The 11,573-nt window shown below is 35.6% G+C and carries 10 protein-coding genes and 1 pseudogene; 2 read left to right on the top strand and 9 right to left on the bottom strand.

What is annotated here, in order from left to right:
* Window positions 1-80: 80 nt before the first annotated feature.
* The 9 genes from AD60_RS02595 to AD60_RS02555 form a co-directional block, all read right to left on the bottom strand.
* Window positions 81-878, bottom strand: coding sequence for a hypothetical protein (locus tag AD60_RS02595; RefSeq protein ID WP_199177826.1), 798 nt, complete (start codon window positions 876-878; stop codon window positions 81-83).
* Window positions 879-957: 79 nt separating this feature from the next.
* Window positions 958-3,228 carry a glycoside hydrolase family 3 C-terminal domain-containing protein gene (locus tag AD60_RS02590; protein ID WP_103876326.1) on the bottom strand — a complete coding sequence of 757 codons (2,271 nt, stop codon included), beginning with the start codon at window positions 3,226-3,228 and terminating at the stop codon, window positions 958-960.
* Window positions 3,229-3,284: 56 nt separating this feature from the next.
* On the bottom strand, window positions 3,285-4,625 hold the full coding sequence (locus AD60_RS02585) for a GH1 family beta-glucosidase (protein ID WP_103876324.1): 1,341 nt from the start codon (window positions 4,623-4,625) through the stop codon (window positions 3,285-3,287).
* A gap of 111 nt (window positions 4,626-4,736) precedes the next feature.
* Window positions 4,737-5,543, bottom strand: coding sequence for an ABC transporter ATP-binding protein (locus tag AD60_RS02580; protein WP_103876323.1), 807 nt, complete (start codon window positions 5,541-5,543; stop codon window positions 4,737-4,739).
* Entirely contained in the window at window positions 5,536-6,561 is a 1,026-nt protein-coding gene (locus AD60_RS02575) for an ABC transporter ATP-binding protein (RefSeq protein ID WP_103876322.1), read from the bottom strand. The genes AD60_RS02580 and AD60_RS02575 overlap by 8 nt, the downstream gene beginning before the upstream one ends.
* Complete coding sequence (locus tag AD60_RS02570; protein WP_103876321.1) at window positions 6,561-7,394, bottom strand: ABC transporter permease; 834 nt, start codon at window positions 7,392-7,394, stop codon at window positions 6,561-6,563. The genes AD60_RS02575 and AD60_RS02570 overlap by 1 nt, the downstream gene beginning before the upstream one ends.
* 1 nt (window position 7,395) lies before the next feature.
* Complete coding sequence (locus tag AD60_RS02565; protein WP_103876320.1) at window positions 7,396-8,406, bottom strand: ABC transporter permease; 1,011 nt, start codon at window positions 8,404-8,406, stop codon at window positions 7,396-7,398.
* A gap of 94 nt (window positions 8,407-8,500) precedes the next feature.
* On the bottom strand, window positions 8,501-10,231 hold the full coding sequence (locus AD60_RS02560) for an ABC transporter substrate-binding protein (RefSeq protein ID WP_103876319.1): 1,731 nt from the start codon (window positions 10,229-10,231) through the stop codon (window positions 8,501-8,503).
* 275 nt (window positions 10,232-10,506) lie between these two features.
* Complete coding sequence (locus tag AD60_RS02555; protein WP_103876318.1) at window positions 10,507-10,986, bottom strand: GNAT family N-acetyltransferase; 480 nt, start codon at window positions 10,984-10,986, stop codon at window positions 10,507-10,509.
* Between the two features lie 173 nt (window positions 10,987-11,159).
* Here AD60_RS02555 and AD60_RS02550 point away from each other — a divergent pair, with 173 nt between their 5' ends.
* Window positions 11,160-11,336, top strand: coding sequence for a helix-hairpin-helix domain-containing protein (locus tag AD60_RS02550; protein WP_103927290.1), 177 nt, complete (start codon window positions 11,160-11,162; stop codon window positions 11,334-11,336).
* A pseudogene (locus AD60_RS10675) lies at window positions 11,330-11,545 on the top strand (histidinol-phosphatase); the annotation flags it as partial. The gene AD60_RS02550 and the pseudogene AD60_RS10675, both read left to right, overlap by 7 nt.
* Window positions 11,546-11,573 lie beyond the last annotated feature (28 nt).

Genomic DNA, 11,573 nt, shown 5'->3' with positions numbered 1-11,573 from the left:
ATTGCTTGCAAGTGTTTCTACTTCTTTTTGACTTTCTTTTGTCCTTTCTACCGCTTCTTTCACAGCTTGACTTATGCTTTCTATCGTTTTGCTTCCTTCTTCTGCAGCTTTACTTGTTTCATCTGCCCGATTATGGGCCCCTGGGATTCTATCGCTGTGAATATTTGGTTGAATGTGTTTTCTAAACTATCAAGGTTTTCCATTAGTTCTGAAAAAGCATTTTTAAGTTCATCGTTGGTTAATCCAAATTCTACAAACGCTAAATTGTCTTTAAAGGTTGAGAACATATTTAATACATTGTTTTTATCGCTTGAAGATTTAGAAGAGAAATATTTTTTAACTTCTTCGTTGATATTTTGCACTGTTACAACAGGATCCTCTGATAATAGTGAAAAGGCCAAAACGCTATATTGTTTAGTTAAAGTATTGAAATTATTTAGTTGTTGAATAAATGATTTGCTTAGCTTATCGTATTCCGAAAGAAAAGTATTAGCCCGAGAATTTAATTGTACAATTTTATCGAAATTATATTCATATGTATTTAAAGATTCATTAATATAAACTAAAGAGGTAGATTCTTCGGTGGTGTCAAGCAAATCGTTCATATATGATTCTATTTTAGATAAATTTCCTCTAAAACCGTTTTCAAAATTTTTTTCGTAATTACCTAAATAATCTTTAAAATTCAAAGAAGCTTCAAAAAATGCTGTTTCTACTTCAGTTATATTATTAACTTGGTCTGATAAATTTTTATAAGATTCTAACCCAGCATTTGATTTGGTAAGAGAAGTAGTATTGAAAATTATAGAAAGGCCGAACAATATGAATATGATTATTACTATACTCATTATTCTTTTACCAATGGATCTTGATTTCATAAGAGAGCACCTTCTCCTTTTTAATTTAAGTAAGTGATTAAAGCAAAGAGACGATCTTAGGGATCGTCTCTAAAGTTTCTTATCTTTGTTCGTTTAGTTTTTTAAGGAGTTCTTCCAGCATTTCTTCTGTGAATTGTCCTCTTCCAAAGTTTATTAGTCCTCTCAGAGGCAGATACTTCATCATCGAGAGAACTAACTCTTCATTTCTGTGTTCATCGACTGGGAAAATTTCTGAAATCTGATCTTTCATTATTTCTTTTAAGATTTGTGAGCCAACAGGGTCTTCCATTAAATCACCAATCGTGGAATTTCTATGAAACTTCTTTCTTATTATTTTTGAAGAGTTGACTTTTACTTTTTCTTTTAATATTATATCTTTCGACGATTTTCCCACCATTATTTCAAACTCTCCACTTTCTACGTACCAATCCCGTATCTCTGTGTTGTAATAAGCAAAAGCCCTTTTATCCAAGGTAAAAGTTACAGTTTTTTCTTCGCCGGGTTCAAGTTGTATTTTTTCGAATCCCTTTAGTTCTTTTTCTGGCCTATTTACTTTGCTTTCTATGTCTCTTACATACAATTGAATTATTTCTTTGCCTCTCATATTTCCTGTATTTTTAACTTTCACCTTAACGTTCAGCGTTTCGCTATCGTTTATTTCCTTTTTATCTATTGTTAGGTCGGTATATTCAAAATAGGTGTAACTTAATCCATATCCAAATGGAAATAAAGGATCTATTTGTTTTTTGTCATAATATCTATACCCTACAAATATGCCTTCTCGGTATTCAACCCTATCGTCTTCCCCTGGGAAGTTTAGGGATGAAGGATTGTGACTCAGTTTTATTGGAAATGTTTCTGCCAATTTTCCAGAAGGATTAACTTCGCCAAACAGGATATCCGCGACAGCTCCTCCCCATGCTTGGCCTCCTAGGTAACTTTCTAGTAGCCCTTTGACTTTATCAACCCAAGGCATTTCAACTGGGGCACCATTACTTAATACCACCACTGTATTTGGTTGAATCTGGGTGATTTCTTCTATCAACTTGTTATGGCTTTGGGGCATCTGCATATGTTCTCTATCGTACCCTTCTGATTCGTATCTTTCAGGTAGTCCTGCGATGATTACAGCGACGTCAGATTCTTTTACAGATCTTTTAGCCTTTTCTATAAGTTCCTCATCGATTTCTTCTGAGTCAATATGGTATCCTTTTTCGTAAAGAATTTTAGATTTTCCTTGAGTTATTTTTTCTATCTCTTCTAGTAGGTTATCTATTTTTGTGGGGTTTACATGCGAACTTCCACCACCTTGATACCTGGGTGATGTAGCAAATTCTCCAATTATGGCTATCGTTCCTTCTTTTTTAATTGGAAGTATATTGTCTTCATTCTTCAAAAGTACCATGCTTTCTCTTGCGATCTTTCTCGCCAATTGATGATGAGCTTCTTTATCATACGTTGCGTTTTGTTTTCTGTTATCTATGGCTTTAAAAATGATTTTTAGGAGTCTTTCTATAGTTTCATCCAATACCTTCTCTTCTAATTGACCGTTTTTTACGGCTTGTATGATTTTGTTGTCTCCTATTCCAAAACTTGAAGGCATTTCTAAGTCTAATCCTGCATTTAATCCGTCTACCCTTTCGTTCACTGCCCCCCAATCGGATACAACTAATCCTTCGAAATTCCATTCTTTTTTCAATATATCTGTCAATAAGTATTTGTTTTCAGATGCATGGGTACCGTTCACTTTGTTGTAAGAACACATTACCGTCCAAGGTTTGCCGTTTTTTACCGCTCCTTCGAAGTTTGCTAAGTAAATCTCTCTTAAGGTTCTTTCATCTATTATTTCATCTACACTCATTCTTCTGTGTTCTTGATTGTTTGCAGCGTAATGTTTCAAAGAGGTTCCTACTCCATAACTTTGTACAGCGTTTATATATGCTGTAGCCAACTCTGTTGATAAGAATGGGTCTTCAGAGAAATATTCAAAATTTCTTCCACACAATGGAGACCTTTTAATGTTAATAGCTGGGCCTAGTATAATATCAACTTTTTCAGCTTGGCATTCTTCAGCTAAAGCTTTTCCCTCTTCTTCTATTAATTTTCTATCCCAAGAACAAGCTGTTGTAGCAGCTGTTGGGAAACACGTAGCGGGGGTACTGTTTGCCAACAAGCTTTCTTCAGGATTTGTGACTTCTTTTCTCAAGCCGTGAGGTCCATCACTCATCGTAATTGAAGGTATCCCTAACCTTTCAATGGGTTTGGTGTGCCAATTGTCTAAACCCGAAGATAAACTTGCCTTTTCTTCAAGTGTCATCTGAGAGATCAACTTTTTTATATCCCTCTCCATATTTTTTTCACATCCTTTGTTTGCTATTAAAAAAGCCTTTTCATTTAAATACAAGATTAGAATTCAAAAGAATTATTCTTGATAACCTGTGAATACCATTTACCGCTATCTTTTATGATCCTTTTTTGAGTTTTGTAATCAACGTACACTATTCCAAATCTTTTTGAATAGCCCCATGCCCATTCAAAATTGTCTAATAAAGACCAGACGAAGTATCCTTTGAGCGTAACTCCATTTTGAATAGCCCTTAAAGCTTGTTCAAGATGTTTCTTTAAATAATCTATTCTATCTTCATCGTGTACCCCTTGGTTTACTACTTTATCATCAAAAGCAGCACCGTTTTCAGTTACATACACTTCTTTTGGATTGTACTCGTTTTGTACACCTTTTAGTATTTTGTAGAAACCTTCAGGGTAGATCTCCCATCCCATTTCTGTTTTTGGAAGACCTCTTTCAACGGTTTTCCCACCTAAAAATGATTTTGTATCAGCCTTGACAAGATCTCCAGAGTAATAATTGATGCCTACAAAATCGATTTTTTCTTTTATTTCTTCCAAATCATTTTCGTAATTGTGAGGTAAAAACTCAGAAGCATATTCTTTTATCCCACTTGGATATTCGCCCTTGTATATTGGATTCAAAAACAATGGGTAATTTGTCCATTCATGGGCCAACCTTGCTGCATCTTTATCTTCTTGTGAATTAGTTGCAGGATCGTGTGAAGAATTAGATAAAGTTATTCCGATTTTTCCTTCTTTGATGTTTTCTTCTCTGAAAGCTTTAACTGTTTTTGAATGAGCTCGCAACTGATTGTGAACAACTGAGAAGGAAGCGTAAAGGTCTTTCATTCCAGGCGCATGTTCACCCATAAAATGGCCAACAAAAGCCATTACCCAGGGTTCGTTTAAAGTAATCCAATTTTTTACTCTGTCCCCCAATCTTTGAAACATGTAATCAGCATAATCGGTGTACCAATAAGCGATGTCTCTGTTTGTCCAACCGCCCAGATCTTGTAGAGCAGCGGGTAAATCCCAATGATACAATGTGACAAAAGGAGTTATATCTGCCTTGAGTAATTCATCAACCAATCTATTGTAAAAATCAACACCTTTTTCGTTGATTTTACCTTTACCATATGGGAAAATTCTTGGCCAAGATATAGAAAACCTGTACGCGTTTAATCCTAAATCTTTCATCAAAGCAATATCTTCTTTGTACTTGTTATAATGATCGTCTGCCACGTCTCCAGTGTCCCCATTATACGTATTTCCAGGTGTATGAGAAAACTTATGCCAAATCGAAGGACCAGCTCCATCTGCTAAAGGAGAACCTTCTATTTGGTATGATGCAGTAGCTGCTCCCCACATGAAATCCTTTGGGAAAACTTTTTCAGACATATTTTTATTCCTCCTATATTGGTGTTTTTATTATCCTTACAAACTCAAAAACTTATCTTAGCGCCCCTTCGCACCGCAGCCCACCCACATTTTATCTCTAAAGTGTATATGTTATTTTAAGATCCATTCTTCCGATAATTTAGGTACATCCATCATTAATTGTTTTGTATATGGGTGTTCGGGTTGCGTTATTACTTTATCAGCTTCTCCACTTTCTACTATTTTCCCTTCATGCATGATGAAAAGTCTATCGCTGACATAGTAAGCCAAACCAAGGTCGTGGGTTACGAACATAATAGTAGTACCTTCAGTATTCCTTAAACCTAACAGTAACTCCAAAATCCCGGATCTTAAGTTTGCATCGATCATTGAAGTTGGCTCGTCAGCTAAGAGTAATTTTGGCTTTATCAAATGAGCCCTTGCTATCATTATCCTTTGCCTTTGTCCACCGCTTAATTCAAAAGGATATTTATCTGCTACTTCTTCAGGTCTTAGATTAACTGATTCCAAAGCTTCGTAAACCTTTGCCATTTTTTCTTGTTTTGTAAAACTGTTGTCAAATAACTTGAAAGCATCTATTAAAACTTTTTTTACCGGGGAAAATATATTGAACGAGGCGTAAGGATCTTGAAATATTGCTTGCACCTTTTTCCAGTAAAGCTTTTTTTCTTTTCCTGTTAAACCTGTTATATCCTGACCTCCAAAAATAATTTTGCCCTCAGTTTCTTTTAACAACCTGAGTAATAATCTAGTTAGCGTTGTTTTTCCGCTTCCACTTTGTCCAACAAGAGAGACGATTTCCCCTTTTTTTATAGAAAAAGTGACGTTATCTACCGCTTTTACAGCTTTTTTGCCACTTCCAAATATTTTGGTCAAATTTTCAACTTTTATTATCTCTTCATTTGGGAGTTTAGACATACGGCGTCACCCTCTTCCCTTGTGTTAAAATATGGTTTAATCTAATGCACCTTACAGATCTTTCTCCTAATTTGGTTAAAGTGACATCTTCTTTCTTACAATCTTCAATTACCAAAGGGCATCTATCTGCGAACCTGCATCCTTTTGGGATTTTCCTTAAATCAGGTGGTGAACCAGGAAGGCTTGGTAGTTTTTTACCTTTTATGCCTTTTTCAGGGACTAAAATAGACTGCATTAATGCTTGTGAGTAAGGATGAATAGGATCGAAGATTACATCTTTCATATTTCCTATCTCTACAAATTCTCCGGCGTACATTACAGCGATACGGTCACATATATGTCTTAATATGGGTAATTCGTGAGTTATAAAAATTATACTTTTTACTATTTTTTTATCAAAAAGATCTTTAATTAATTTTATTACTATTTTTTGGGAAGTTACGTCCAATGCAGAAGTTGGTTCATCTGCTACTACAACTTCTGGGTTCATGATTGTGGAGATTGCGACAACTACCCTTTGTTTCATACCACCGCTAAGTTCTAAAGGGTGGAGGTTTAAAACTCTTGGGGGCAAAGAAAGAGATTCAAAACGTTCTTTTGCCAAATTTAAGATCTCTTTTTCTGTCATATTAGGATCGTGTTCTTTCAGTAGATCTATTATGAAATTTTTGATTTTTAATGTTGGATTCAACGCATTCATAGCACTTTGAGGGATATAAGAATATTTTTTCCCTAGTATATTACTTCTCAACTCATTTTCTTTTTTTTGCATGATATTTTCATTGTCTAAAAATACTGATCCACTTTCGTACTTCAAAGGTGATAAAAACAAGCCTGATAAACTCATTGCTAAAGTAGATTTACCACAACCTGATTCACCTGCTATTCCCAAGATTTCTCCTTCATATAGGTTAAAAGAAACGCTGTTAACCGCTTTTATTTTTTCTCCTAACCTTGTTTGATAATAGGTTTTAAGATTGTTAACTTCTAAAATAACCTTTTTTGATTCCAACCTCATCAACTCCTAAGTTTGGGATTGAATAATTCATCCATCCCCGAATTCATAAAATATAATGAAAATGTTATTAAAGCAATAATTATTGCGGGAGGAATAAAAGCCCACCAAGCGCCTGATCTAACAGACTCAAATAATAATGCCCATGAAAGCATTGTACCGAGTGAAACTATATTACTTGGACCCAGTCCTAACATACTTATTCCTGCTTCGTTTAAAATACCTGTGGCAACTTGGAGGATAAATGCCATGAATATATAAGATAAGATATAAGGCATTATTTCGCGTATTATAATTTCTACAGTGCTGGCACCATTTAACCTGGCTATATCAACATGTTCCCTGTTTCTTAGACTGAGTGATTGCGCCCTTACGGCACGAGCGGTCCATGGCCAGGAGGTTATCCCCAATACTAGTCCCATAACAAACAGGGATCTGCTTCTTAAACTAACCGTTATCAATATCAGTATTATAAATGGAGGTATAACTAAAAATATATTAGTTATTGAATTTAATATGTTATCAGTGGTTCCTCCTTTGTACCCCGCAAAAAGGCCTATAGTTATACCTATTGTTGTTGCAATGACGCCTGAAATTAATCCTATGATCAATGAGGATTTCATCCCATGAATAAGCTCTACAAATACGTCTCTTCCAAAGTTATCTGTTCCCAACAAGTAAGTTGAGGAAGGGGACTCGTACATAAATCCAACCATCTCCAATGGATCTTTTGGTGATACTGCAGGGTATATGAAGGCAGTTAGGAATAAAAACATAAAAAGGCCGAATCCTATTAGGAATTTTGGAGATTTCAATAGTAATTTTATTGTATTCATCTTAACCCTCCTCCGTTTGCGCAGCTTTAATTCTAGGATCTATTAGTCCGTAGACCATATCCAAAATAAAATTAGCAATTAAAACCATCATCGCTATTATAAGCGTTGAACCTTGGATCATTGGATAATCTAATTGTCTTATTCCGTTGAATAGCCACGTTCCCACTCCGGGGTATCCAAAGACTATCTCGGTGATCAAAGCTCCCCCCACCATTGTACCTAAACTTATTGCAAGCCCTGTTATTTGAGGAAGAACTGCATTTTTGAAAACATAGCTTTGAATCTTCTTATCTTTGATACCTAACATCTTACTGTAGGTAACATAATCTGTATTTAATTCATATATTGACATCTCTCTCATACCTATGGCTTGTCCCCCTATTGTTACTAAAACGATGGAAATAAAAGGTAAGAAGTAATGATGTAAAACATCAATCACAAAGGCCCAACTCCAAGAAGGGAGCAATGTTCTGCTGTAACCACCACCAATCGGGAACCATCCCAAGAAGACTCCAAAAACGTATAGTAATATGATTGCCAAAGCATAATAAGGGATAGAATTAACGAATAGTGCCACAGGAAAAATAGTTTTGTCGAAAACCCCTTTTCTGTAAGCGGCAGCAGCTCCCAATAAGTTCCCTAATATCCAACCTACAATTATTGCAGGAAATTGTAAAAAAATAGTCCATACAATAGCGTTTCCCAAAACTTCATTAACAGAAAGAGGGTACAAACTGAACGTCGTTCCTAAATCACCTCTAAAAACATTTCCTATATAGTTGAAAAACTGAATAGGTAGAGGTTTATCCAATCCGAACTCTTCCATGAAAGATTGATAAACTCTTTCTTGTGTCTCACTTGCCACGGTTCCAGACATCATTTTACTTACTATAACTGAAATGGGATCTCCTGGAATGAGCCTTGGTAAGAAAAAATTTAAAAATAAAGCCAAGAAAAAAGCTAGTAAATACCAAAAAAGTTTTTGAAAAAAATATCTCGTAAATCCTTTCACATACTTCACCTCTCGAAGGTATATTTAAAAGAGTTCATGGGGGCTGAAACTTCCCCCCACGAACTCTTGGCTAAATCAATAGTTAGTAAAAACTTTATTTAGCAGGTTCTAAATGCCACAACATTTCCATCCCTGCACCTACCAAAGGCATCGGGGGTGCGTAAGGATTCTTTGCGTTTGCCCAACCTGTCCAATAAGTTTCATTGTATTCGTAAAATGTCTGAGGTCTATACATTAATGGGAACATTGGTATATCTTCTCTGTATATTTGATCTAGCTCTGTATAGAGGTTCTTTAATTCTTTTTCGTCGGTTACTTTTGGTATCATATCGATGAGCTGATCAGCCCATTCATTTTTATATCTTCCGTAGTTACTGTATGCAATTTGTCCAACTTCGGGAACACCTTTTGAATAAAGTGCTATTTGGAATCTCAACCAGGGTTGAGCAGGTCCAGGTTGTGAAGGTGCCCACATCGTCATATCGAAGTTACCTGTTTGTCTGTTATCATAGGCTATAGGTGCATCAGGGAAAGATGTTTGGATGTCTATACCTACTGCTCTTGCCCCTTGTGCCACGATTTGTAAAGAAGCATTCCAGTCTGTCCAACCGTACGGGCATTCTACGCTAAAGGGGCCTAATCTTGTTCCATCGGGAAGAACGTATATTCCATCTTTACCTTTTGTTGCTCCTAAATCTTCTTCTAATATTCTAACAGCTTCTTTTGGATTGTATTCCCAACCGTATTGCTTTACCAAGTTTTCATCGAAGTATTTTGCTTCTCCACCATAGGGCAGTATAAGACTGGCTTGAACCTTAGGAGAATAATTAGACATAGCAAGTTCTGAAATTCTTGCGTAATTTACAGAATATGCAATGGCTTTTCTAACTTCAGGCAAACTGAGAGGATATTTGTTCACGTTAAACCACAACGAAGGCATTGTTGCAGGCATATGGTAAGGAATCTCGTCATACCATGTACCAATTGGAAGTCCTTTCTTTTCCCACATTTCCCATATTCTTGGAGTAAACTGCTGAGAAACGTCTACTTCTCCGTTTTCAAAAGCCAAACTACCTTCGTCGTTACTTTTGAAAATAGGATGAACTATATATTTGGCAGCGGGTTTTTTCCCACCGTGTAAAGCTTCGTTTCCCCAATAATTATCTACTCTTTTTAAGATTATGGTTTCTGGACTTTCATAAAAAACTTTGTATGGACCAGAGCCTACAGGATTTTCATTTCTAAACTGTCTGATTTTGGTCAAATCATAATTATTTTCTGCTTCAACCTTAGACCAAATATGTTCTGGAAGAATAAAGGTAGCTCCAATTGCATCTTCTACCATCAATCTGTTTGGATTGTCTGGCTTCATCTCGAAGATTACAGTGTGGTTATCTACCTTGTAAACATCTTTCAACCATTCCCAAATCTGTAGACCTAGAGGATATTTTTGGCCTAATTTGTAGGAATATACAACATCATCTGCCGTAACTGGTTCTCCGTCGTGGAAATACGCTTTTGGATTTACTTTTACCTCTAATCTTAGATCATCAAGCCATCTATAGGATTCTCCCAAAATAGGAACATACTTTCCGTTGAGAGCATCCCATGTGAATAAAGTTTCATATATCCAAATATGCTGTCTAGGATCAGAAACGAACGTCATTGGGGAACCTGCAAGTGGATTATCAGTTGTTGGTGGTCCCCACTGAAAACCTGCAACATACACGGCTTCTTCTCTTGGGATTTGGGTTACTTGAGCGAATAATGCGCTTCCCATAACCAAACTTGCCAATAAAAGAAACACAACAAACACTTTTTTCATACTCTTTTCACCTCCAATATTTTTGTTACACTATCAAGGAAAGGCCTTTCCAAGAAAAAATAATACTAAATTCCCCTATCTCCCTTTAACATCCCAGCTTAATTTCCATAAGGTGGCAGGTGCTCGTAGGATTGAAAATAACTAGTTTTTTTGGTACTCAATACAATACTACCCTGAAACATGTTACATCGCAAATCTGATTATGGGTAATGAGAAGCGATTAGGAGGAAATATTTTAATTTATTTAATAAAAACTTTGATTTTTGTAGTTTTTCTTAACTTTTCAACATGCCCTTATAAAATCCTGGTTCAGAATTTTCTATTAATGTAGCGTTCGCTACTTTTTCATAAAATTTAGCAGGACCAACTCCTCCAATTATGGCATATGCATAACCACTTTCTTCCATGCTCTTTAGAGCTATTAAAAGCAAGGCTTTACCAATATCTTTTCCTCGGTAATTTTTGTCTACTCCCATTGGACCAAAAAAATTTTTACATGTAGCATCGAAACAAGAAAAACCAATAATTTTGTTTTTATCTTCGTCTAAAGCTATGAAACAACTGATAGGTTTGTTAGAAAAAGATACATCACATTCACTTGCCCAGTGATCACCGAATTCTTTTTTTATCCAATTTAAAACAATAAACTTTTCTGGTGCTTTTGCTCTCCGTACTGTTAGTTTTGAATCTTTTAATTCAGTAAATACCTTTTCATCGTAATTCAAATCATAAAGTTTCACCAGCATATCTGCCATTTTTTCACTCCCCTTAATTTATTTGAGTTACTATATTTAAACGATTATATCATCAGAATAATAGTTTTAAAATGGACGTTAAGAATGATATAATATTGATGAGAGTAGCTACTTTCCCAGCCCTACCCAATCCTTTCTGGGTGCGATGCTGAGGGAAGGGAAGCTAAAGTAAATTGGGTAAAAAAACTGTTAGCGATATTCTCAATGAAATAAGTCTTTTACTGGGATTAAAAGGAGGAAACCCTTTTAAAATCAGAGCATATTATAATGCGGCACGTGCTTTAGAAACTCTTGATGAAGATATAGAAGTATTAGTCAGGAATAACAAACTAAAAGAGGTTAAAGATTAGATATAGATTGGAGATAGGTTAAACATGCTAAAGAAAAAGGGGTTAAATTTTCTATATACCCGGACGCTCATAGAGTGAAAGGACTACAAGACGTAAAATATGGAGTGGGTATTGGACTTAAAAGTTGGCTTGAAGCGAAAGATGTGATAAATACCTATGAGGTCGATCAAGTGTTTGAGATCTTCAAACAAAAGTGTAATATATTTTGATAAAAAATCCCCGAATTTGGGGATTTTC

Origin of the sequence: Petrotoga sp. SL27, from assembly GCF_002924605.1 — a bacterium.
GTDB classification, from domain to species: Bacteria; Thermotogota; Thermotogae; order Petrotogales; family Petrotogaceae; genus Petrotoga; species Petrotoga sibirica.
This window is presented reverse-complemented; position numbering and strand designations above follow the sequence as displayed.